The following is a 23,035-nucleotide window of genomic DNA, read 5'->3' as shown; positions in this document are numbered from 1 at the left end:
GCTCCTCCTGTCACGGAGCGCCGTTCAGGGCAATTGCTTTTTGTTCAACTTCATCATGAATGCGAGCGCCCGAAAGGGCCTCTGCCACCCCGGCAAAACCGATGGCGGCTGGCTGTTCCTCATGGGCAGAGACAGCGGGGGCGACGGGGCGCACCGGATCGGGCCGGTGCACCAGGCGCAGGATCTCGGCCAGGGACAGGGCCATCTGCCCCCAGGATGGCGCTGCGATATAGCGCGGCTCCCAGGTCGGGGCGAAGCAGGATTTGAAGCGGCGCAGGCCGCGGTCGAACCGATGGGCCCAGCGGTGATCCGGGACAGCGGCCAGGGACAGGCGCGGCACTTCGGCGGCGGCTGCTGCGGCGATGGCGGCCCGTACCAGGGCGTGGCTGGTTCCATCGGGGGCATCGGGGCGGATGCGGATCAGGTCCAGGCACCATTCGCCATCGCTGTGATGCAGGCTGATGAAGCCCTCCAGGCGTCCATCCTTCCAGGCCAGGAAGACGTGCTGATGGGTCAGGTAGCCGGGTTCGAAGCGGCCCATAGTGGTGCCATAGGCTTTGCCATGGGAGGTTTGCCAGGCGTGATCGATTTCCGCCATCTGGTCGATGGGCAGCGAGGCGGCGGCGGGCAGGGCGGTGACACCGGCCTTTTCCGCATGGCGCAGCTTGCGGCGCAACTGGCGGTGGGAGGAGCCGCTTTCGCTAAAGCTTGGCGGGCAAACAACGGCCTCTGCCGCCAGGCGCAGCACCTTCCAGCGTGCACGGCGGGCTTCGGTGCCGGTCCGGGCGCTGCATTTGTAAAAGCAGACCGAGGCATTGCGCTGGCGGCCATAGGTGGCGAACGGGGCAAAGACTTCGCCGGTTTGACCCGACAACAGGTCGAAGAAGGCGATCGTGGATTGCGGGCTGTCCAGAACCGCCAGCTGGTTGAGGCCAAGCGCCTGAACATGGCCACCGTTCTGGCGGATGATCGCGGCCTCGGAGCAGGGGCGCCCTGCCGGGATCGAAGCTGCGGGGCGCTGTTGCGTGCCCAGAAGCGCTGCGTCCTCGGGCGGCGCGCTCTGCGCCTCCGTTCGGCGCGGCAGCAGCATCATGGTGCAGGCCAGCGCCGCGGGCAGTGCGTAGTAGACAAGGCGAAAGGCGACCAGGGCCGCCAGAAGGGCGCCGGTATCGGTTCCGGGCAGCAGGGCGCAGACCGTCAGCTCCAAGGGGCCGGCACCGCCGGGTGCCGACGACAGGATCGCGGCACCAAGGGCGATGAAATAAACGGTTACAAGGGTGCTCCAGGCGACATCCACCGTGTCCGGCAGCAAGAGCCAAAGCGCGGAGCCGGCCGCCACCACATCCAGCGCCGTCCAGCCCAACAGCGCGGCCATGGCGATCAGCGAGGGCCAGCGCAGCTGCAGCCGACCGATCCTGAGCGCCGGAAACCAGAAACTGGCCGCAACGGCCGCAAGAAAACCGCTCAGCAGTGCGATGCCCAGCCAGCCGGTGCCGGGCAAAACGGGCACGATCAGCAGCGCAGCCCCGCTGATGGCGGCGAGCGTCATCATGAAGGTGAAGCCGACCAGGGCGGTGATCTGGGCCGCTTGTACCGGCTTCAGCCCCGGCATGAGGCGCCACCGGGCATAGGCGCCGGTGATCAGGCCAAATCCGGTTGCCTGGGAAAAGGCGATGGCGGCCATCCCGGCGCGCTGCGCACGCGGGCTGTCCAGACCTGTCCGCAGATGGCGATGGGCCACCGAGTCATAGCGCCCCAAGGCCCAGAAGCTGATGGCGGTGGCAAGACAGGCTGCAGCCCATTTCCAGCCGGGCAGGGCGGCCAGCGTGGCCCCCAGATCCGCAAGCGAGGGCAGCCCGATGCGGGCATCCAGCGCCCAGAGGCACAGCAGCGCCATCGCCACAGGCGCGGTCCACCGGAAGGCGGTACGGACCGATCCGGAAAGAGTGCGGTGTGAGTTGATCATCTGTGTCCCTGTTCAGGCGCCGCGCGGGCGTTGGGAGCACAGTAGCAAGAGGGGGTTCTTCTTCGGTTAACAGGTTTGGTAAAATCCCCCGGATCGCAATGCTGGCCCGGGCCTTTGGACGCGACACTTGCGACAAGGCCTCGGGCCAGAAGGCCAGCCCCCCGCAGCCCGCGCCCTAGGCGGCGCAGGCTGCGGGAGGAAAGCCGACTGTTAGCCCGCGTCTGCCAGGACCTGATCCTTGGCCGCCTGCAGCAGCTCTGCCATCTTGCGGCGGATGTCATCGGCGCTGACCTGACCCTCCAGATCGGCGGCGACCTTGCGCACCACATCCTCGTGGCCGGCTTCTTCGAAATCTGCGGTTACAACGGTCTTTGCGTAGGCTTCGGCCTCGCTTCCGGATTTGCCCAGCTTTTCTGCGGCCCAAAGGCCCAACAGCTTGTTGCAGCGGGCCTGAACCCTGAACTGCACCTCCTCGTCATGGGCGAATTTTGCTTCGAAAGCCTGTTCACGGTCGTCAAAAGTGGTCATTTGTCTCTCCCGTTTTGAATTCTCTGCAATTTACCATATGTGCACTCTATGACAGTTCCGCAATGGATCCGAGTCCGCAACGGACCTTCGGGCGATGCTGGCTGAGGGGGCTATTCACCCTGCAGTGCCAAGGCATCTAGACATCCCGGACAAGGACCAGGAAGGGCGCGACGTGCTTGGCTACAAGATGGGCTTTGCGGCAAGCGCTGCCTCCTGTGACCGCGCGCCGCGCTTGCGGCGCAATGTCGCTTGCACTATGAGGGCCGCAAGAAAGCGGGAGGGATTCCCGTCACGCAGCCCCGAAAGGTCTCTCATGGCACGGCGCAAGAAGATTTACGAAGGTAAGGCCAAGACGTTGTTCGAAGGGCCCGAACCCGGCACCATCGTGCAGTATTTCAAGGACGATGCCACCGCGTTCAATGCCGAGAAACGCGATGTGATCGAGGGCAAGGGGGTGTTGAACAACATCCTGAGCGAATTCTTCATGCAAGGCCTGGGGCAGATCGGCGTTCCGACCCACTTCCTCAAGCGCCTCAACATGCGGGAACAACTGGTCCGCAGCTGCGAGATCATCCCGCTTGAGGTGATCGTGCGCAACTATGCGGCCGGAAGCATCTCCAAGCGCCTTGGCATCGACGAGGGTACCCAGCTGCCGCGTCCGATCGTGGAATACTGCTACAAGGATGACGCCCTGGGTGATCCGTTGGTGACCGAGGAGCATATCGCGGCCTTTGGCTGGGCCAGCCAGCAGGACATGGATGACATCCTGAGCCTGGCGCTACGGGTCAATGACTTCCTGTCCGGCGTCATGCTGGCCGTCGGCATTCGCCTGGTGGATTTCAAGATCGAGATCGGTCGGGTCTATGACGGTGATTTCCAGCGTCTGGTCGTTGCCGATGAGATCAGCCCGGACAGCTGCCGCCTGTGGGATATCGAGACGGGGCGCAAGCTCGACAAGGACGTTTTCCGCCGCGATCTGGGCAGCCTGACCGACGCCTATACCGAGGTGGCGCGCCGTCTGGGCGTGATGCCGAACAACCCGCCTGCGCCCGGAAAACCGACCCTGGTCAACTGACCGGTCGGCCTGCGCAGGCAAGACCAGAAACAAGAAGCCCGCCACCGGGCTTTGCCATCAATAGCCAAGGGATGACGCGATGAAGGCACGGGTGCATGTGATGCTGAAGAACGGAGTTCTGGACCCCCAGGGCGAGGCGGTGCGCCACGCGCTTGGTGCCATGGGCTTTGACAAGGTCGAGGGCGTGCGCCAGGGCAAGGTGATCGACCTGGATCTGTCCGCAGGCGCCACCGAGGCGGATGTGACCGAGATGTGCGAAAAGCTGCTCGCCAACACCGTGATCGAATCCTACAGCATCGAGATGGTCTGATGAAGGCGGCGGTTGTTGTCTTTCCGGGATCCAATTGCGACCGGGATCTCGCGGTGGCTTTCGAACAGGCCGGTTTTGATGTCTCCATGGTTTGGCACAAGGACAGCGTGCTGCCCGAAGGCGTTGATATCGTTGGTGTTCCGGGTGGGTTCTCCTATGGGGACTACCTGCGCTGCGGCGCCATCGCGGCGCAGTCGCCGATCTGCCAGGCGGTTGTCGATCATGCAAATCGCGGCGGCTATGCCATTGGGATTTGCAACGGCTTTCAGATCCTGACCGAAACCGGCATCCTGCCCGGCGCGCTGCTGCGCAATGCCGGGCTGAAATACATCTGCCGCACGGTGGATCTGAAGGTGGAGACTACGAATAGCGTCTTTACCGAAGGCTACACTGCAGGCGATGTGATCGGTATTCCGATCGCGCATCACGATGGCAACTACTATGCCGACGCCGAAACCGTTGCCGCGCTGAAGGACCAGGATCGGGTCGCCTTCTCTTACGTGGACAATCCCAATGGTTCGGTTGCCGATATCGCCGGGATCCTGTCGGAGAACCGCCGGGTTCTGGGCATGATGCCGCATCCCGAGCGCGCCGCCGACCAGGGCCATGGCGGCACCGATGGAACGGCAGTCTTCCGCGCATTGACCGGTATCGTCGCCACGGCCTGACTTGAGGCAGGCGGAGAGGCGCAATAGGTTAAGACCTATGAGTGTTCCGCCTGACCCTTCTCGACAACCAACTGCCGTGCCTGCCGCGGGCACGCGTTCCGCTACGGGGTCGCGGACCATTTCCTGGCGTGCGCGCCTGGCGCTTTTGCTCTTCATGGTGGTGGCCGGCACCACGGTCTGGGTAACCAACCGGATGCTCAGCGACCGGTTCACCGAAAGCACCCGCAACCGGGCCGAACTGCGCCTGGCGCTTTACTCCGGCAACCTGGTCAGCGAATTGCGCCGCCATGCCATCGTGCCTCAGCTATTGGCGCGGGATCAGGCGCTGATCGCAGCCTTGCAAAGCAAGGATTTCTCTCTGTCCACGCAGCGGCTGATTTCCTTTGTTGAGGAAATCGGCGCGGCCTCGATCATGCTTCTGGCCAGCGATGGGCGGACCGTGGCCGCCACCAACCGCAACCGACTTGGCGAAAACCACCGCAATGCGGCCTATTTCGTGGATGCGGTGCGCTCAAAGGCGACGGTGTTCTCGGTGATCGAGCGTGAGGTCGGTGGCTATCGTTTTACCTATTCGCGGCGGGTGGTCGACACCACGGGCACCCTGGGTGTCATCGTGATCGAGGTGGACCTGCAGAAATTCGAACGCGCCTGGGCCGGGATTTCCGATGCGGTGATGGTCAGCGACAGCACCGGCCGGGTGGTGCTTGCGACCGAGGCACGCTGGCGCGGCAAGGAAGAGGGGGACGCGCTGAAGGTTCAGACCCCGGAAGGGGCCATCCAGCGCGCCATTCGCGCGACCGCCGATTGGACGGTTCTGCCGGCCGATGCCTACCTGCAGGGTGAGGCGGTGATGCGGCTGGAAACCCGGGTGCCGTTTCAGGGCTGGCGGCTGACCTCCTTTACCACCTATGCCTCGATCCGGGAGAAGGTGAACGCGGTCCTGGCGCTTGAAATCATGGGTTTCGCCATCCTGCTGGCGCTGGCCTTTTATGCCCTCAGCCGCAAGACGGCGCTGCGCATGGCGCTGTTCCAGCGCGAGTCGGCAGAGCTTCGCGTATTGAACGCCCGCCTGCAGCGGGAAATCGCCGAGCGGGAGCGAGTGCAGGAGACCCTTGCCGTGGCCGAACAGAGCCTGGCGCAAAGCTCGAAACTGGCCGCATTGGGAGAGATGTCTGCGGCCGTCAGTCACGAGCTGAATCAGCCCCTGGCGGCGATGAAGACCTATCTTGCCGGTGCCCGGCTTTTGCTCAATCGCAACCGCCCCGAAGAGGCGCTGGCCTCCTTCGGGCGCATCGATGACCTGATCGAGCGGATGGGCGCCATCACCCGGCAGCTGAAATCCTATGCCCGCAAGGCAGGCGATGCCTTTGCCCCTGTGAACATGGGGGATGCGCTGGCGTCGTCACTGTCGATGATGGAGCCGCAACTGCGCCAGCGGCAGGTGAAGATCACCCGAATTTTGCCGGATGAGCCGGTCTTTGTGATGGGGGACCGCATGCGGCTGGAACAGGTGATGGTGAACCTCTTGCGCAATGCGCTGGATGCCACCAAATCTGTAGACGACCCGGAAGTGGAGATCCTGCTGGCCGCCGGTGAAACAGCGACCCTGTCGGTGCGGGACAATGGCGCGGGCATCAAGGATTTCGACAACCTGTTCGAACCTTTCTACACCACCAAACAGCCCGGTGACGGGGTTGGCTTGGGGCTTGCGATTTCCTCGGGGATCGTAAACGACCTTGGCGGGCGGTTGATCGCGCGCAACGGGCAGAACGGCGGTGCCGTGTTTGAAATGCAATTGCCGATCCTGGTGGACGGGATCGAAGCCGCCGAATAGGCGGGGAGACAAATGGAGAGGCCCTCATGGCACAGGCTATGAAAATCGCAATCGTGGACGATGAACAGGATATGCGCCAGTCGATCAGCCAATGGCTGGCCCTCTCTGGCTATGACACCGAAACCTTTGCCAGCGCCGAGGATGCGCTGAAGGTGCTGGGATCGGATTACCCCGGTATCGTCATCTCCGACATCAAGATGCCGGGGATGGATGGCATGCAGTTCCTGAAGAAACTGATGGGCAGCGACAGCGCCCTGCCGGTGATCATGATCACCGGCCATGGCGATGTGCCCATGGCGGTCGAGGCAATGCGGGTCGGCGCCTTTGACTTCCTGGAAAAGCCCTTCAATCCGGATCGCATGTCGGAACTGGCGAAACGTGCCACCAATTCCCGCCGCCTGACGCTGGATAACCGGGCGCTGCGGCGCGAGTTGTCGGATGGTGGCCAGATCATGAAGAAACTCATCGGCATGAGCCCGGTGATGGATCGCCTGCGCGAGGATATCCTGGATCTGGGGCAGGCCGACGGCCACGTGCTGATCGATGGCGAAACCGGCACGGGCAAGACTTTGGTGGCCCATGCGCTGCATGCAGTTGGCAGCCGGGCGGGCCGGAAATTCGTGCTGATCTCCTGTGCGGCGCTGGAAGAGGATGCGCTGGCCAAGCGCCTGTTCGGCCCGATGCAGCCCGAGGACAGCCTGCTGCCCGCCATCGAAGAGGCGCGTGGCGGCACCCTGGTCCTGGAGGATATCGAGGCGCTGAGCGAACCCCTGCAGGCCAAGCTGCTGAGCGTGATCAACGAGCAGGGCACACCGGGCGAAACCCGGATCATCGCGATTTCCAACCTGCAGGAAGCGGGCAAGACCTGCGAGGATGCCCTGCGCCCGGATCTGTTCTATCGCCTGGCGGCCCTGCGCATTACCGTGCCGCCCCTTCGCCAGCGCGGCGAGGATATCCTGACGCTTTTCACCCGCTTCAGCGAACAGTTTTCCGAGGAATATGGCTGCGATGCGCCGCAGGTCACCGCGCAGGAGGCGGCACAGCTGCTGCAGGCGCCCTGGCCGGGCAATGTGCGCCAGTTGATCAACGTGGCCGAGCGCGCGGTGCTGCAATCGCGGCGTGGCTCTGGCACCATTGCCTCGCTCCTGATGTCCGATCACGAGGAAATGCAGCCGGTGATGACCACCGAAGGCAAGCCTCTGAAGGAATATGTCGAAGCCTTTGAGCGGATGCTGATCGACAATACCATGCGGCGCCACAAGGGCTCCATCGCATCGGTGATGGACGAACTGTGCCTGCCGCGCCGAACCCTGAACGAGAAGATGGCCAAATACGGCTTGCAGCGCTCCGACTACCTGGGCTGAACACCGCTTGTGAAAGCTGACTGGTGGTTTTGAAACCGGTGCATCGGTTCAGGGTGCTGACCCTTTTCTGAGTGTCCCATCCACCAGCGCACCCTGCACAGCGGCCTCTGCGATGCGAAAGCAGGCGGTATTTGTTAACGATTACCGCCTATGGAAGAATAGTTTACAGTTTCACGACTGCCTGTTGCGAATGCCCATTGTCATTTCCCGGCGACAGGCCTTATGCTGAAAATGCGGGATATACGTGCCTTGGATGCACGTCCCCAGATGAGATTCGCTGCGTTGCGCTTTTGTCCGGCATGATCCGAGAAGGCTGACGCAGACCGATTTGCCCCGGAAAACGGGGCAGCCTAACACCTCTTCCGGGATATCCGGGAAGGAATAACATGGCAGGGTTCGGGACATCCCACCTGTCGGAGAAGAACCGCGATGACGCGCGCGCGAGCGAAGAGCATACAGGACAAAGGGCCGGACAGACGTTCCGGGATCCTCTCCTGCGGTGCGACGTCTCATATCGCCCTGACAAGACGCCCCCCAAGACATGCGCTCCCCCCTGGACAGGGAGGGTTTTCGTTTGCACTGGGCAGGTGCACCAAGGACACATGGCCAAGAAGATGCTTATCGATGCCACCCACGCGGAAGAGACCCGCGTCGTGGTGGTTGACGGAAACAAGGTTGAAGAATTCGATTTTGAATCCGAAAACAAACGCCAGCTTGCCGGCAATATCTATCTCGCAAAGGTAACACGGGTCGAACCGTCGCTTCAGGCGGCTTTTGTGGACTATGGCGGCAATCGCCATGGTTTCCTCGCCTTTTCCGAGATCCATCCCGACTACTATCAGATCCCCGTCGCCGACCGCGAGGCGCTGATGGAGGAAGAACGCGCCTATGCCGAGGCGATGCGCGCCCGTGACGAGGCCGAAGAGGAAAAGCCCTCCCGCTCGCGCTCGCGCAGCCGGAAATCCTCGAGAAGCAAGGCTGCAAAGACGACGTCGGCCGATGCGGTGGAGACCAAGGAGGTCGCGCAGCCGGAGGTGGACGAGGCCCAGCTTGACCAGGGCGGCGAGATCGCCGGCATGGAGACCATCGATCTGACAGCGGATGAAGCCGTAGCGGATGCGACCCTTGCCGAGGTTCCCGAAGGGACCTCGCCGATGGAGCGTGTCGGTGAAACCCCGGTGGAAGAGCCGGAAGGGGAAGAGGGCAGCGTCGAGAGCGCCACAGAGACGGCCTCCGATGACACGTCCTCCGACGAGGAAACCGCCGACGCCGCCGAGGCAGAGACTGCCGAAGAGGCTGCAGCCGAGGACGACACTTCGGCCGAGGAGACGACGGCGGATGCGGGTGACGACGGTGACGCGCAAGAGGACGAGACCGACGAGTCCGACGAAGACGATGCGCAAAAGCAACCCGATGCGGCATCCAAGGATGAGAACATCGAATCCGTTGCCGATGACGATGACAGCGAGGACATTCGTCCGCCGCGCAAGCCGCGGCCGCGTCGCTACAAGATCCAGGAAGTCATCAAGGTGCGCCAGGTTCTTCTGGTGCAGGTCGTCAAGGAAGAGCGCGGCAACAAGGGCGCGGCTCTGACCACCTACCTGTCGCTGGCGGGCCGTTACTGCGTGTTGATGCCCAATACCGCCCGGGGCGGCGGCATCAGCCGCAAGATTACCAATGCAGCCGACCGCAAGAAACTGAAGGACATCGCCACCGAGATCGACGTGCCCAAGGGCGCCGGCCTGATCGTGCGCACCGCAGGCGCCAAACGGACCAAGGCCGAGATCAAACGTGACTATGAATACCTGCAACGCCTGTGGGAGCAGATCCGCGAGCTGACGCTGAAATCCATCGCGCCGGCCAAGATCTATGAAGAAGGCGACCTGATCAAACGCTCGATCCGCGACCTGTACAACCGCGAGATTGACGAGGTTCTGGTGGAGGGCGAGCGCGGCTACCGCATCGCCAAGGACTTCATGAAGATGATCATGCCGTCCCACGCCAAGAACGTGAAGAACTACAACGAAGCGCTGCCGCTCTTTGCGCGCTACCAGGTGGAAAGCTACCTGGCCGGCATGTTCAACCCGACGGTGCAGCTGAAATCCGGCGGCTATATCGTGATCGGCGTGACCGAGGCCCTGGTGGCCATCGATGTGAACTCCGGCCGTGCCACCAAGGAAGCTTCGATCGAGGAGACCGCGCTCAAGACCAACCTGGAGGCTGCCGAAGAGGTGGCCCGCCAGTTGCGCCTGCGCGACCTTGCCGGGCTGATCGTGATCGACTTCATCGACATGGACGAGCGCAAGAACAATGCGGCCGTCGAAAAGCGCATGAAGGACAAGCTGAAGACCGATCGCGCCCGCATCCAGGTGGGCCGGATTTCCGGTTTCGGCCTGATGGAAATGTCGCGTCAGCGCCTGCGCCCCGGCATGATCGAGGCGACAACGGCACCGTGCCCCCATTGTCATGGCACCGGCCTGATCCGCTCGGACGATTCCCTGGCGCTGTCGATCCTGCGTCAGATCGAAGAGGAGGGCACCCGTCGTCGCTCGCGCGAGGTTCTGGTGAAATGCCCGGTGGCGATTGCCAACTACCTGATGAACCAGAAGCGCGACCATATCGCCCAGATCGAAACCCGCTACGGCATGTCGGTGCGGATCGAGGGCGACGTGCATCTGATCAGCCCCGATTTCGAGCTGGAGAAGTTCAAGACCGCGTCCCGCACCGTGCCCGCGGCCACTGCACCGGTGGTTTCGGTCGACACCTCGATCATGGATGAAGTGGATGCTGATGAAACCGCGTCCGAGGCCGTCGTCACTGAGGCAGAGGAAGCACAGCCCGAGGGTGACGGCGAGGCCAAGCCCAAGCGCAAGCGCCGTCGTCGCCGTCGCCGCAAGTCCGGCTCCTCCGAAGGGGGCAACGGCGAGAACGGCTCGGAAGAGAACGGCTCTGACGACAAGTCGGACGAGGGTGAGGCCACCGCTGAGCCGTCTGAGGCATCCGAACAGGATGCTCAGGTCACCGAAGGTCAGGCTGATGGTTCGGAAGAGGTGAGCGACGGCGAAGAGGCCACGCCGGAGGCCGAAGACAAGCCCAAGAAGCGCACCCGCAAGCGCCGCAGCCGCAGCCGCAAATCCACCGACAAGGACGCGGAAACCGAGGCAGCAGAGGCCGAACCCGCAGAGGCGGCAGAGGAAGACACGGCTGCACCTGCGCAAGAGACCCCTGTCGAGGAGGCTGCCGAAGCCGAAACCCCGGCTGAGGAAGCCCCCGCAGCCGACGCGCCGCAGGACGCTGTAGCCGAGGTCTCCGAGGCAGAGCCCGAGGTGGCGGAGGCAGAGCCTGCCGAAGCTGAGGCCGCAGAGCCGCAAGTCGAAGAGATCTCCGAACCGGAGGGGGGCGTCGAAGATGCGGCGCAAGCCTCTGATCAGGACGTGGAGCCCGAACCGGAAGCTGAGGCCGAGCCTGAGGCCGCCGAGGTTGCCGAGCCGGAACTGGCCACGGCCGATGCGGAACCGGCGCCTGAGGCGGAGCCGGACAGCCCGCCCAAGCCAAAGCGCCGCGGCTGGTGGTCGCTGGGCGGCTGATAAACGGAACAAAAGGCGGTCCTGCGGGCCGCCTTTTCTTTTGGAGCGAAACCCCATGGTTGATGACGACGATCTGTTGCAGGATCTTCTGGGCTGTGAAACCGCTGTCTGGCGCGCTCTGCAAAGGGGCGATGCAGCGGCAGACCGGGCGGCGCTTCACCCTGCGTTTCTGGGCGTCTATCCCAGCGGGTTTGCAGGGCGAGACGCCCATTGCGCCCAATTGGCAGACGGGCCGACTGTTGCGCGCTTCACCCTGTCGCAGGCGCGGGTCATGGCCCTGGCTCCGGATTGCGCGCTGTTGGCCTATCGGGCCGCCTATCATCGCCCCGGGGACGAGGTGGAGCAGGCCATGTATGTCAGTTCAATCTGGAAGCGTGCTGAAGGGGCTTGGATCAATGTCTTCAGCCAGGACACCGAGGCCCTGCCAGAAGGCGCGGTGAACCCGCTGCCCTGAAACCCGCCCCCGGACTGGCCCGCGTCAGCCGCCCTTGCGAATCCGGTAGATCTGGTGGTCCGAACCGTCGCTTTGTCCCAGGAAGTCATGCCCCGCTTCGGCGCAGAAATGGGGGACATCCACAATGGCCGCCGGATCATCGGCCAGCACGGTCAGGACATCGCCTGGCGCAAGCGATTTCAGCCGCTTGCGGGCCTTCAATACGGGCAGGGGGCAGAGGAGGCCAATGGCGTCCAGGATCGTGGTCTCGTTGCTCATGGCACTGAGATAATCCGGCACTCACAGCCTGTCCACAAGGATGTGACCGCAGGTCCCCGTGACCTTTGGCTGCGGCTGGTCTAAGTGAGGGATATGTTTGGAATTGAGATCATCGACGCAGGACTGATTCCTGCCATGTTCGTGGCGCTGATGGCCGGGCTTATCAGCTTTCTGTCGCCCTGTGTGCTGCCGATCGTGCCGCCCTATCTGGCCTATATGAGCGGTGTCACCATCGGCGAGATGCAAGGCACGGACACCGCGCGGCGCAAGGTCATCGCCTCAGCGCTGTTCTTCGTGCTGGGGCTGTCCACGGTGTTTCTGCTCTTGGGGTTCACCGCGTCTGCCTTTGGCGCCTTCGTGCTGCAGAATCAGGAGGTCTTCGCCAAGGTATCCGGCGTCGTGGTGATCGTCTTCGGCCTGCATTTCCTGTCGGTCTTCCGCATCCCGATCCTGGATCGCGAAGCGCGCATGAATGCCGGGGAATCCGGTGGATCGGCCGTGGGCGCCTATGTACTGGGCCTGGCCTTTGCCTTTGGCTGGACGCCCTGCATTGGGCCGCAACTGGGCGCGATCCTTTCGCTGGCGGCATCTGAGGCCTCTGTCAGCCGGGGCACGCTGCTGCTGGGCGTCTATGCGCTGGGGCTGGGCGTTCCCTTCCTCCTGGCGGCGATCTTCCTCAACCGCTCCATGGCGCTGATGAACCGGATGAAGCGTCACATGGGGCTGATCGAGAAAATCATGGGCGGGCTGTTGCTCTTCGTGGGCATCATGCTGGTGACCGGGCTATTCTCCACCTTCTCCTGGTGGCTATTGGAAACCTTCCCGGCACTTGCAACACTCGGCTAAGACCCTGCGCCTTGGGTCTTACTCTTGCCCAGATCCGCCGCTAGTCTGAGCGAAATCGGATGAGGCCGGAATGGGCAGAGCGGCAGATCAGGATCAGGCAAGGGGGCAGGGCGGTGCAGCAGTGCGCCGCCGCCACGTGTTCTATATTCCCGGATATGATCCGATCCATCCCCGCCGCTACCGGGAGCTATACCGCAGCGAAAGCGCGGCGCAGGCCGGGATTTCAGGCTATGAGATCGCACAGCGTCCCAAACAGACAGGCGGCCCCTATGGCTGGCATGTGACGGCCCATGTGGAGGGCGCCGCTGTCGAAGCGGACGTGGAGGTGCTGGTCTGGTCCGACATCGTGCGCGATAGCATGGCGGCCTCGATCCCGGCGACCTATCTGCAACTGCTGCGCACCGCCTGGATCTACATCTCCACCGGCGCCTTGTTCCGCCTGATGCGCCTGCGCAAGGGGCCGGTGATCGCAGCGCTCTACCCGGTTGGCATGCTTCTGCTGCAGTTGCTGCTGGCCCTGGGCGTTGGGGCGCTGCTCGGCTTTGCGGCCGGGGGGCTTGCTGAATGGGGGTTTGTGCCGTTCCTTGGTGCAAAGGCGCTATCGATTGTCGGGCTACTCCTGTACCTCGGCACCTTCTGTGCCGTTTCGCTGCTGCTGCTGCGCTGGTTCAAGGCACGCGATGGCACTTTCTTTGCCTACTACCTGATGCATGATTACGCCTATTCGGCAGCCGCGCGCGGAGCCAACCCGCCAGAGTTGGAAGCCCGCATCACCGCCTTTCGCCAGTTGATCAGCAGCGCGATGGAAGAGAATGCGGTGGATGAGGTTCTGCTGGTTGGCCATTCTTCCGGCGCCCATGTCGGCGTTTCGGTTCTGGCGGATCTGTTGCGCGAAGGCCTGCCAGAGACGCGCCCGGCCTTGGGGTTTCTCAGTCTCGGGCAGGTGGTGCCGATGGTGTCCTTCCTGCCAGAGGCGGATCGCTTGCGCGGCGACCTGCGGTATCTCTCGGCCAGTGCCGATATCACCTGGGTCGACGTCAGCGCGCCGGGGGATGGCTGTGCCTTTGCTCTGTGTGATCCGGTTGCCGTCAGCGGGGTCGCGCCGAGCGGCAAACGCTGGCCGCTGGTGATCTCTGCCGCCTTCACCCAGACCCTGAGCCCCGCGCGCTGGAAGGAGCTGCGCTGGCGTTTCTTCCGGCTGCATTTCCAGTACCTCTGCGCCTTCGATCAGCCCGGAGACTATGATTATTTCAAGATCACGGCAGGCCCAATGACACTGGCCGACCGCTATGCGGGGCGCCAGCCGTCCAAGTCCCGGATCGAGGCTGCACGTTCCGGCTATACCTCGGTGAGGGCGCCATGACGCCGCGCCCGCCCAAACCACCTGCGCGGCCAGACAAGGTTTCGCTCTGGCGCTATGTGCAGCTCTTTCGCAAGGATATCCTGTCGGCGCAGCCCGCGCGCCTCTACCGGGCCTGGATGGCAGAGTTCCGCACGCCCTTTTTCCGCTCCTTCCTGCTCAATCAGCCGGATCTGGTACGGACGGTGCTGAAGGATCGCCCGGATGATTTCCCGAAATCAAACCGGATCAGCGAAGGCCTGCGACCCCTGTTGGGCAATTCGGTCTTCCTGACCAATGGTGAGGTCTGGAAGCGCCAGCGCCGGATCATCGACCCGGCCTTTGAAGGGGGGCGTCTGAAGGAAACCTTCCCGGCCATGCGCGCCGCCGCCGAGGCGGCCGTGGAGCGGCTGAAAGGGCAGGCAGGCGAGGTGGAGATCGAGGCGGTGACCTCTCATGTGGCGGCGGATGTGATCTTTCGCACGCTGTTTTCCATCCCGATCGAGCACGCGGTCGCGGCGGAAGTTTTTGCGCGGTTCCGCGACTACCAGCGCAGCCAGCCGATCCTGAATCTCGCCGCCTTTGTGCCGGTGCCCGCCTGGATGCCGCGTTTCTTTCGCCGGGGCACCCGCCAGAATGCCGCCCGTATCCGCGATCTGATCACGCGGCTTACGGATGAACGCGCGGCTGCGATCGGGGCCGGTACGGCACCGCAGGATCTGGCGACCAAGATCATGACCACGAAGGATCCCGAGACCGGGGAGACATTCACCACCGAGGAAATGGTCGATCAGGTGGCGATTTTCTTCCTGGCGGGCCATGAAACCAGCGCCTCGGCGCTGGCCTGGACGCTTTATCTGATGGCGATCTACCCGGAGTGGCAGGAGAAGATCGCCGAAGAGGCCGCAGCCCTTGAGGACGACAGCTTTGCTGTGGTCTCACGTCTGAAGATCAGCCGCGACGTCTTCCGCGAGGCGCTTCGGCTATATCCGCCGGTGCCGATGATGGTGCGCGAGGCCACCTGCCCGGAACAGTTCCGGGACCGGGATGTTCCGAAAGGTTCGCAATTGGTGCTCAGCCCCTGGCACCTGCATCGCCATGAACGGCTCTGGGACAACCCCGATGGGTTTGATCCGGCGCGATGGGGAACGGAGAACGGCAAGGCCTGCCAGCGCGAGGCCTATATGCCCTTTTCCGCAGGCGCGCGGGTCTGCACTGGCGCGGGTTTTGCCATGGTCGAAGGGCCGTTGATCCTGTCGATGCTGCTGCGCCACTACCGTGTCGCTCCGGTTGAGGGCAGGGAGCCTGTGCCCGTCGCGCATCTGACGGTGCGCGCAAAGGACGGGATCTGGTTGCGGCTGGAGCCGAGAAATTACACCGCCGACTGACGTTGTTGCAAATGCCGCAGGACGTACAGCCTAATAGCCGAGGCTAGCCCGCAGTCGGTCCCGCGCGACTCGTCAATTTCAGCCGCCAACTCGTTGATTGCGCGACCTTCATCTGCAGCTATCGCGCGGAAGGCGGCCCAGAATTCGTCTTCCAGTGACACTGATGTGCGGTGACCGCGTAAGGTCAGGGAGTGTTTCTTGGGGCGGCTGTTCATGTCTCGCCCGGATCGTCAGACCGATCATCTGTCTGATGCCCGTCCAGATGCCGCTCCTGTTTGTCCCGAAGGCTGCGGTCGAGCTGTTTTTCCGCCTTGCTGCGGCCGAATTTCACCGCATTAGCGTCGGCGCGGGCCTTTTTCTCGGCCCGCGCCTTTTGCTTTCGAAACCGGTTCAGATTGACCGGCTCTGCCATCAGTCCTTGGGCCCGATCATTTGCTCGGGGCGCACAACCGCGTCAAAGGTGGCCTCATCCACAAAGCCAAGCGCGATGGCCTCTTCCTTCAGGGTGGTGCCGTTCTTATGGGCGGTCTTGGCGACCTTGGTGGCGTTGTCATAGCCGATGGTCGGGGCTAGCGCGGTGACCAGCATCAGCGATTCCTTCATCAGCTTGTCGATGCGCGGCTCGTTGGCCTTGATGCCGTTCAGCATCCGCTCGGTGAAGCTGTCGGCCACATCGCCCAGCAGCTGCATGGACTGCAGCAGGTTGTAGGACATCATCGGGTTGTAGACGTTGAGTTCGAAATGGCCCTGGCTGCCTGCGAATTTCATCGCTGCATCATTGCCCATCACATGGGCGGCCACCTGGGTCATCGCCTCGGCTTGGGTGGGGTTCACCTTGCCCGGCATGATCGAGGAACCCGGCTCGTTCTCCGGCAGGATCAACTCGCCCAGACCCGAGCGCGGGCCGGAGCCCAGGAAGCGGATGTCATTGGCGATCTTGTACATCGCACCAGCAACCGACGCCAAAGCACCGGACATGAAGACCATGGCGTCATGGGCGGCCAGCGCTTCGAACTTGTTGGGCGCGGTCACGAAGGGCAGGCCGGTGATTTCGGCCATGTTCGCGGCGACCTTTTCGCCCCAACCGTGTTGGGTGTTCAGACCGGTGCCGACGGCGGTGCCGCCCTGTGCCAGCTCATAAATGCCGGGCAAGGCGGCCTCGATGCGGGTGATGCCCATGCGGATCTGATGGGCATAGCCGCCAAATTCCTGGCCCAGGGTCAGCGGGGTGGCATCCTGGGTGTGGGTGCGGCCGATCTTGATGATGTCCTTGAACTCTTCGGACTTGGCTTCCAGGCCCGCCAGCAGCTTGTTCAGCCCCGGCAGCAGGACGTCGCGCACCATCATCGCGGCAGCGATATGCATCGCGGTCGGGAAAGTGTCGTTGGAGGACTGACCCATGTTGCAGTGATCGTTCGGGTGCACCGGATCCTTGGAGCCGATCACGCCGCCAAGGATTTCAATCGCGCGGTTGGCGATCACCTCGTTGGAGTTCATGTTCGACTGGGTGCCGGACCCGGTCTGCCAGACCACGAGCGGGAAGTTGTCGTCGAACTTGCCCTCGAAGACCTCACCGGCGGCCTGGATGACGGCATCGGCGATCTTGGCGTCCAGCTCGCCGCTTTCCTTGTTGGCCATGGCACAGGCCTTCTTGATCACGCCCAGCGCGCGCACGATGGCGACGGGCTGCTTTTCCCAGCCGATGGGGAAGTTCATGATCGAGCGCTGCGTCTGCGCGCCCCAGTATTTGTCGGAAGGAACTTCCAGCGGACCAAAGCTGTCTGTTTCGGTGCGGGTGTTGGACATCTTGTCTCTCTCCGTCTCGTATGCCGTTGCATGCCGTTTAGCCCGCAGTTGCCGTGGAAGCAATCGGGCAGTTGCGCGCATCATAGGGAAACGCGCGATCTGGTATAGGGAGAATTGCAGCGGGTCCATTGCCTGTTGTGCGGAATCGTCTAGAATTTGCCATACACCCTGTCACGCGCACAGAAGGGAAAGCCGTGCTGAACCCTGTCATTCCTTCCATCTGCAGCGCTTTTGCGTCCATCGGGGCGATTGCCACCGGTCGGGCGCTTTGGTTGATGGGCCGCTTGGTCCCGCTTGTCCTGTTGGCCGTCCTGGGCGCTGTCCTGCTGGCAAAAGCCGCTCTTGCGGATGTTACGCCGTTTGTCGGCCGCTACGCGGGGTCGGTCGAGACGATCAACAGCGATGGCAGCGTCGAAGCGCGGGATATGAGCGTGTCGATTGATCAGGGGCGGTATGGGTTTCTCATCACGTGGAGCACCGTCTCCCTGCGCGAGGACGGGACGCGCAAGGAAAAGACCTATGAGGTCCGTTTCGTGGAAAGCGATCGGAGCGGGATCTATGCGGCGGCGATGGAGCGCAATGTCTTTGGACATGCGGTGCAGATGGACCCGATGAAGGGGCAGCCCTATGTCTGGGGGCGGATCACCGGCAAAACCCTGACGGTGTTTTCCATGTTCATTGCGCCTAACGGCGACTACGAGATGCAGCAGTATGACCGCACTCTTGCCGACGGTGGGTTGGACCTGCGCTATGTCGTGCATCGCAATGGGGCCCCGACGCGAACGGTATCGACCTTTCTGACACGGGTGGATTGATCGGGGCGGACTGGACACGCGTTGATCGGCTCGGGGATCGGGTCGGGCTGGCAGCGACCGACCGGGTGCCGAGCCATTCTGCGGCCGATTTAGCGTGAATAAGATTCTAAACGCGTACCTACAGCACACCCCAGTCAATCGGTACCGCCCGACAGACGGAGCATGCACTGATCCGTGCGAGGTTGCTGATGCGGGGAGGGGGCAACGAGCCCCCCGAACGGCTGCCTGAGCTACTTGCGGAAACTGTCCAGCGACACCACGTCGGCGTCGGGTTTCGCCGCGGACTTTTCGGCGCTCTTCTTTTTTTCCGGGTCCGTCGCCTTGATGTCCTCGACCGATGCGTCTTCGTCATCGTCCTCGGCGGATTCAAACCGAAGGCCGAATTCGACCGAAGGATCAACAAAGGTCTGGATTGCATCAAAGGGGATATAGAGCGGCTCTGGCGTGTCACCGAAGTTGAGCGTCACCGCGAACCCGTCGGGATCGATTTCCAGGTTGTCATACCAGTGCTGCATCACCACGGTCATCTCTTCCGGATACCTCTCACGCAGCCAATCGGCCAGTTGGGCGTCCGGATGGCGCGTATCGAAGGTGATGAAGAAATGATGGCTGCCGGGCAGGCCATGATCGGCCACACCTTGCAGAACGGTGCGAATGAGACCGCGCATGGCGGAATGCATCAGGTTGCCGTAGTCGATTTGCTGGGACACGTCTTGACCCCTTTTCCTTTGCTCCCAGCATAGGCGAATTTGCGGGAAACGAAATAGGCGCCGGAAGCGATTTCAAAAAAATGCTTGCCACTTGTTACCTTGCCCATTGGGCTGCAGGTTTCATCTTAGAGCAGGGATGCAATCTCAGGTCGTGACAGGGCCAGGCCCGCGCCTGCCATCAGAACCAGAAGCGGCATCAATCTGCCGCGCAAAAGCAGGGCCGCCAAGATGGCAACAAGGGTCAGGATGGCAGCCTTGGCATCAAGACTGCTCCACTCGGGCACGGCAAAGGAAACCGGACCAAGGTGCACGGCAGACAGGCGGTCAAACAGCACATGGGCCATGAACCACAGGCTGAGATTGAGGATCACGCCGGTCACGGTGGCCGTGATGGACTGGAGCGCATTGCCCAGGCGCGGATGCCGTGCCAGGCCTTCGATGAAGGGGGCAGCCGTGAAGATCCACAGAAAACAAGGCACGAAGGTCGCCCAAAGCGCAACCGCGCCCGCTGCCAGGAACATCGGCATGCCGCCTTGGGTCAGCCCTGCCAGCATGGCCACGAACTGGGTGACGAGAATCAGCGGCCCCGGCGTCGTTTCCGCCAGGCCAAGCGCATCGATCATCTGCCCGGCCGTGATCCAGCCGTGTTGTTCCACCACGGTCTGGCCCAGATAGGCCAACACCGCATAGGCGCCGCCAAAGGTGACAACCGCAAGCTTGGCAAAGAACCAGCCGATGTCGGCGAGAAAGCCGTTGTGCAACAGCTCAAGACTCAGCAGTGGCACCAGCCAGAGGGCTGACCAGAAAAGAACCGTTCCGAGGCTGGCTGACAGATCGGTTTCATAGGGCGCAGCAGCAGGCTCTTCGCGGTTTATGGGCTTCAGGAGCATCCCAAGCAGCCCGGCTGACAGGATCACCGCCGGAAAGGGCAGCCCAAGACAGAAAAGGGCGATGAAGCCAAAACAGGCCAGCCCCCAATCGACAGGGGCATGCAGTGCCTTTTGCCGCAATCGCCACAGGGCCTGCAGCACGATCACGATCACCGCCGCCTTGATCCCGGAGAATGCGGCCTGAACGGTCGGCAGCGTGCCATAGGCGGCATAGAGCCAGGTCAACAGGGCAATGACCAGGGCTCCGGGCAGGACGAACAGCAATCCGGCGAGGATCCCCCCGGCGACACCGCGTAGCCGCCAGCCGGTATAAGTGCACAGCTGCATGGCCTCGGGACCGGGCAGCAGCATGCAAAAGGACAGTCCTCGCAGGAACTCCGTATCGCTGAGCCAGGGACGTTCTTCCACCAGTTCGCGATGCATCAGGGCAATCTGCGCGGCGGGGCCGCCAAAGCTCATCAGGCCGATGCGCAGGAAAACGCGAAACAGCTCGGGAAAACCCGGGCCTTGCTCCTTGATGCCTCTGGTCACGTCGCTCTCCGGTGCTGTTTTGACCTGATCCGCCAAGGGCTATAGGCCAAGCCGGGGGTGGGAGACAGTGAAATCTTGTGCCGGGATCGGCGGCGCCCGATCCCTATTTCGCCCAGATGAGCCTTTCCCCGGTCAGGCAGATCGGCAGCGATTCCTCCGGAAGCTGACCAAGCTTCTCGAACATGGTCATGTAGTCCATGGTGGAGAAGATCTCCGCAACCTGGCCGTCTGTCACCCGCGCGCTGATGTGCCCCGAAAAGCGGAGGCTCTGACCGGTTGCAACGGAGTCGGCATTGACGATCAATTGAAAGGCAATCCACTCCCCCTGTTCAATCGGGTTGGCATACTCGAAGACGATGTTCTGCAGCAGGTTGTTCAGCGCCCGGACCACTTCTCCGTAGTCGCTATGAGGCGTGCCCAAGTCGGAAATTGGTCCGTGCATCTTGGTGCCGGACTGTGCCAGTGCCTGAATGGCGGCCGTGTCGGCTTCTTCCCAAAGCTCGTGAAACCAGTGTTTCACAATCTCCAGGTTGCGGCTGGGAGGGGTCGTCATGAAGGAGTATCTCGATCAGTCATAGTTGAAGGTTCAACCTGATACTCTTTGCCAATGCCAATGCCGGTGTCGATGGGGGGAGGGGTGATTTTTTTGGCAATTTTTGTGACTGAAAATCAATTAGATAGGACCGATGCAGCAGGGCTGTGCGCAGGCCGACAGTGGCCTGTGCAGAAATCGCCGGGATAGAGCCAGGGTAGAAAACGCCGACGCAGAAGATGCCCCAGCGGCTGGCTTGCGCCTTACTGCTGCCAGTCCAGGCGTTGCCCGGTCATACAGATGGGCATGGTATCCGTCGGCAGCATGCCCATCTGCTCCAGCAGTGAGATATAGTCGAAGTGATTGTATGCCTCGACAATCTTGCCGTTTTCAAAACGCGTCATGACCTGGCCTGTCACCTCAATCGGGGCGCCGGTGTCGGCCCGGGTGGTGCGCACGATCACGATGGCGGACAGCCAGTCTCCATCTTCGACGATCTTTGGCAGGAAGACCTTGAACTTGCCGACATGCGCCTGAAAGGCCATGACCAGATCGCGAAAGTCGTCGGTCCCCATCTGCATCTCCGGAACAACGCCGTTGGCGATTGTATCGGGCGCAAAATAGTCGCCAATCACGTCCAGGTTCCCCTTTTCCCAGACCTCGGTGTACCAGTTGCGCAAAACGTCGATGTTGCTCATGTCATGTCTCCGTGTTGTGAAGGAGGATCGGCGCAAAATCTGAATAAAATCTCAACGAGATACGTTCCCTCAAAACAGTGAGCGGGCATCTGCTCATTTGTTTCCGGCAAGCGCTCTCCAAAAGGGAGGAGAGCCAGCCCAAGCGGGTTTGATCAAGGCAATGGGTGACACCGAATAGATGGGTGACACCGGCAATAGCGAACAGGATCACGGAAGAGGTAAAGTGCAGGTTTCTGTTGCCAGGTACCTGCGAACCCCGCCTTACGCGGCTAGGCATAAGGACTTAAAGTCGGTTCGACTCGAACTGCTTACGCAGCCAGAGCAACCGGAGCACGATTGTCGTTTGCAATTGTACTGTTTTCGCCGGTAACGGTGGCAGACAGCCGAGACAAAGCTAACCCCTTTAGACGTTCGTCGATCCTATTTCGGCCCCCCGGTTCTGAAAGCGCTCCCCAAACGAAGGAGACTGCCAGAAGGTGTATGGTGGAGCCGCCGGGTACCGCCCCCGGGTCCGATCCGCTTATTACGAGCGCGTTTATGTCCATAGTCCCACGAGGAGACAGAACGAATATAGGATCAGGCGGGGCGGAATAAAAGGGGCAACCGTAGCCCGGGCACAGGTTTTCCGGAGGCCGGTTTCTTGATCAGAAGGGCGGGATCAAGGGGGAGACGCAAGGGGCCGGTGTCACACCGCTTGCGCCGGCATGCGGGCGGCAAAGACGTCGCGGGCCAGCTTGCGGGTTTCGTCTTCCAGCTCTGTCAGGATCCTGTTGGCCGCGTCTCCATCACCGCCTTCGATGGCATCTGCGATGCCCTGATGCAGGGCGATGATGCGGGCGCGATCCCGTGCGGTGAAGGTGATCATGTTCATCAGGGGCTGCATCGCCTCGACTGCACCGGCAAGATGATAGGACAGCACCGGATTGTCCGCGCCATCCACCAGGGCACGGTGAAAGGCCACATCCGAGGCGCAAAAGGTCTCATCCGTCAGCCCCGGCTGGGATTGGCGTAGGATTTCGGCGCGCATGGCCGCCAGGTGATCCGGGGTACGCCGCAACGCCGAAAGCGGGGCGCAGGCGCGCTCCAGCGCAAACCGGGCTTCGCAGGCGGTGTCGAAACTGACCGCATTCATCGACAATAGCAGCGTCGAGGTCGTGATCTGCTGGGCGTGGGCATCCTCGAAACTCAGCCGGTTGACAAAGGCGCCGCCCGCCGCGCCGCGCTGGGTGCGGATCAAGGCCTGTGCCGCCAGCCGTTTCAAGGCTTCGCGTACCGTCGGGCGGGACACCGCGAAATGATCGGCCAGCTCGGCCTCGGACGGCAGCCGCTCATCCACGATCAGGGCACCGCTCATGATGGCATCCTTGATGGCCTCGGCAATCTGAACGGAGAGGTCATCAGTGCTTTTGGGGTCGATCTTCATGGTCGGATCCGCT

Annotated in this window: 22 protein-coding genes and 1 other RNA gene; 11 read left to right on the top strand and 12 right to left on the bottom strand. The window is 62.4% G+C overall.

The genetic code is table 11. The annotated features are described in order from the left end of the window. Positions 1 to 10: 10 nt before the first annotated feature. Together PXK01_RS10945 and PXK01_RS10940 are read right to left on the bottom strand one after the other, a co-directional pair. A complete protein-coding gene (locus PXK01_RS10945; RefSeq protein ID WP_274860028.1) occupies positions 11 to 1,966 on the bottom strand; it encodes a phosphatidylglycerol lysyltransferase domain-containing protein in 1,956 nt (651 codons plus the stop codon). 210 nt (positions 1,967 to 2,176) lie between these two features. Beyond that, a complete protein-coding gene (locus PXK01_RS10940; protein ID WP_274846360.1) occupies positions 2,177 to 2,494 on the bottom strand; it encodes a DUF1476 domain-containing protein in 318 nt (105 codons plus the stop codon). Positions 2,495 to 2,807: 313 nt separating this feature from the next. On the opposite strand from PXK01_RS10940, the gene purC reads away from it, so the two are divergent. The 7 genes from purC to PXK01_RS10905 all read left to right on the top strand — a co-directional run bounded on the left by purC (position 2,808) and on the right by PXK01_RS10905 (position 11,786). Continuing rightward, complete coding sequence (gene purC, locus PXK01_RS10935) at positions 2,808 to 3,569, top strand: phosphoribosylaminoimidazolesuccinocarboxamide synthase (protein WP_274846359.1); 762 nt, start codon at positions 2,808 to 2,810, stop codon at positions 3,567 to 3,569. A 79-nt stretch (positions 3,570 to 3,648) separates the two neighbouring features. Further along, positions 3,649 to 3,879: a phosphoribosylformylglycinamidine synthase subunit PurS gene (purS, locus tag PXK01_RS10930; RefSeq protein ID WP_274860027.1), complete on the top strand. Its 231-nt coding sequence runs from the start codon at positions 3,649 to 3,651 to the stop codon at positions 3,877 to 3,879. Continuing rightward, entirely contained in the window at positions 3,879 to 4,547 is a 669-nt protein-coding gene (gene purQ, locus PXK01_RS10925; RefSeq protein WP_274846357.1) for a phosphoribosylformylglycinamidine synthase subunit PurQ, read from the top strand. Before purS ends, purQ begins: the two co-directional genes overlap by 1 nt. 154 nt (positions 4,548 to 4,701) lie before the next feature. After that, a complete protein-coding gene (locus PXK01_RS10920) occupies positions 4,702 to 6,381 on the top strand; it encodes an ATP-binding protein (RefSeq protein ID WP_274860026.1) in 1,680 nt (559 codons plus the stop codon). A 26-nt stretch (positions 6,382 to 6,407) separates the two neighbouring features. After that, the gene (locus PXK01_RS10915; protein WP_274860025.1) at positions 6,408 to 7,745 is read left to right on the top strand and encodes a sigma-54-dependent transcriptional regulator; all 1,338 of its coding nucleotides are present in this window, start codon (positions 6,408 to 6,410) and stop codon (positions 7,743 to 7,745) included. A gap of 602 nt (positions 7,746 to 8,347) precedes the next feature. Continuing rightward, positions 8,348 to 11,332 (top strand): ribonuclease E/G, encoded by a 2,985-nt coding sequence (locus tag PXK01_RS10910; protein WP_274860024.1) that lies wholly within the window; start codon positions 8,348 to 8,350, stop codon positions 11,330 to 11,332. Positions 11,333 to 11,387: 55 nt separating this feature from the next. After that, on the top strand, positions 11,388 to 11,786 hold the full coding sequence (locus PXK01_RS10905) for a nuclear transport factor 2 family protein (protein WP_274846353.1): 399 nt from the start codon (positions 11,388 to 11,390) through the stop codon (positions 11,784 to 11,786). Positions 11,787 to 11,810: 24 nt separating this feature from the next. On the opposite strand, the gene PXK01_RS10900 is transcribed toward PXK01_RS10905, so the two are convergent. After that, complete coding sequence (locus tag PXK01_RS10900) at positions 11,811 to 12,044, bottom strand: sulfurtransferase TusA family protein (RefSeq protein WP_274860023.1); 234 nt, start codon at positions 12,042 to 12,044, stop codon at positions 11,811 to 11,813. Positions 12,045 to 12,137: 93 nt separating this feature from the next. On the opposite strand from PXK01_RS10900, the gene PXK01_RS10895 reads away from it, so the two are divergent. From PXK01_RS10895 to PXK01_RS10885, 3 genes are all read left to right on the top strand, one after another. Next, positions 12,138 to 12,890 carry a cytochrome c biogenesis CcdA family protein gene (locus PXK01_RS10895; RefSeq protein WP_274860022.1) on the top strand — a complete coding sequence of 251 codons (753 nt, stop codon included), beginning with the start codon at positions 12,138 to 12,140 and terminating at the stop codon, positions 12,888 to 12,890. Positions 12,891 to 12,960: 70 nt separating this feature from the next. Further along, on the top strand, positions 12,961 to 14,253 hold the full coding sequence (locus PXK01_RS10890; RefSeq protein ID WP_274860021.1) for a hypothetical protein: 1,293 nt from the start codon (positions 12,961 to 12,963) through the stop codon (positions 14,251 to 14,253). Continuing rightward, the gene (locus PXK01_RS10885) at positions 14,250 to 15,617 is read left to right on the top strand and encodes a cytochrome P450 (RefSeq protein WP_274860020.1); all 1,368 of its coding nucleotides are present in this window, start codon (positions 14,250 to 14,252) and stop codon (positions 15,615 to 15,617) included. The genes PXK01_RS10890 and PXK01_RS10885 overlap by 4 nt, the downstream gene beginning before the upstream one ends. Here PXK01_RS10885 and PXK01_RS10880 read toward each other — a convergent pair. Genes PXK01_RS10880 through fumC form a run of 3 tightly spaced genes read right to left on the bottom strand, consistent with a single transcriptional unit; the run spans position 15,602 to position 17,423 of the window. Then, positions 15,602 to 15,832, bottom strand: a complete 231-nt coding sequence (locus tag PXK01_RS10880) for a ribbon-helix-helix domain-containing protein (protein ID WP_274860019.1) — start codon at positions 15,830 to 15,832, stop codon at positions 15,602 to 15,604. The two genes, PXK01_RS10885 and PXK01_RS10880, sit on opposite strands and share 16 nt — an antisense overlap. After that, positions 15,829 to 16,029: a DUF4169 family protein gene (locus PXK01_RS10875; RefSeq protein WP_274860018.1), complete on the bottom strand. Its 201-nt coding sequence runs from the start codon at positions 16,027 to 16,029 to the stop codon at positions 15,829 to 15,831. Before PXK01_RS10875 ends, PXK01_RS10880 begins: the two co-directional genes overlap by 4 nt. Then, positions 16,029 to 17,423 (bottom strand): class II fumarate hydratase, encoded by a 1,395-nt coding sequence (fumC, locus tag PXK01_RS10870; RefSeq protein WP_274860017.1) that lies wholly within the window; start codon positions 17,421 to 17,423, stop codon positions 16,029 to 16,031. Before fumC ends, PXK01_RS10875 begins: the two co-directional genes overlap by 1 nt. Before the next feature lie 275 nt (positions 17,424 to 17,698). On the opposite strand from fumC, the gene PXK01_RS10865 reads away from it, so the two are divergent. Then, complete coding sequence (locus tag PXK01_RS10865) at positions 17,699 to 18,238, top strand: hypothetical protein (protein WP_274860016.1); 540 nt, start codon at positions 17,699 to 17,701, stop codon at positions 18,236 to 18,238. Positions 18,239 to 18,468: 230 nt separating this feature from the next. Here PXK01_RS10865 and PXK01_RS10860 read toward each other — a convergent pair whose 3' ends face one another. From PXK01_RS10860 to PXK01_RS10835, 6 genes are all read right to left on the bottom strand, one after another. Further along, complete coding sequence (locus PXK01_RS10860; RefSeq protein WP_274860015.1) at positions 18,469 to 18,948, bottom strand: SspB family protein; 480 nt, start codon at positions 18,946 to 18,948, stop codon at positions 18,469 to 18,471. A 125-nt stretch (positions 18,949 to 19,073) separates the two neighbouring features. Continuing rightward, on the bottom strand, positions 19,074 to 20,297 hold the full coding sequence (gene chrA, locus PXK01_RS10855) for a chromate efflux transporter (protein ID WP_446728445.1): 1,224 nt from the start codon (positions 20,295 to 20,297) through the stop codon (positions 19,074 to 19,076). A gap of 175 nt (positions 20,298 to 20,472) precedes the next feature. After that, a complete protein-coding gene (locus PXK01_RS10850) occupies positions 20,473 to 20,922 on the bottom strand; it encodes a nuclear transport factor 2 family protein (RefSeq protein ID WP_274846342.1) in 450 nt (149 codons plus the stop codon). Between the two features lie 242 nt (positions 20,923 to 21,164). Continuing rightward, on the bottom strand, positions 21,165 to 21,599 hold the full coding sequence (locus PXK01_RS10845) for an ester cyclase (RefSeq protein ID WP_274846341.1): 435 nt from the start codon (positions 21,597 to 21,599) through the stop codon (positions 21,165 to 21,167). A gap of 222 nt (positions 21,600 to 21,821) precedes the next feature. Continuing rightward, positions 21,822 to 22,199, bottom strand: a transfer-messenger RNA (tmRNA) gene (gene ssrA, locus PXK01_RS10840). A gap of 85 nt (positions 22,200 to 22,284) precedes the next feature. After that, entirely contained in the window at positions 22,285 to 23,022 is a 738-nt protein-coding gene (locus PXK01_RS10835) for a FadR/GntR family transcriptional regulator (RefSeq protein ID WP_274846340.1), read from the bottom strand. Positions 23,023 to 23,035 lie beyond the last annotated feature (13 nt).

Origin of the sequence: Phaeobacter sp. PT47_59 (assembly GCF_028890025.1) — a bacterium.
Taxonomy (GTDB): domain Bacteria; phylum Pseudomonadota; class Alphaproteobacteria; order Rhodobacterales; family Rhodobacteraceae; genus Phycobacter.
This window is presented reverse-complemented; position numbering and strand designations above follow the sequence as displayed.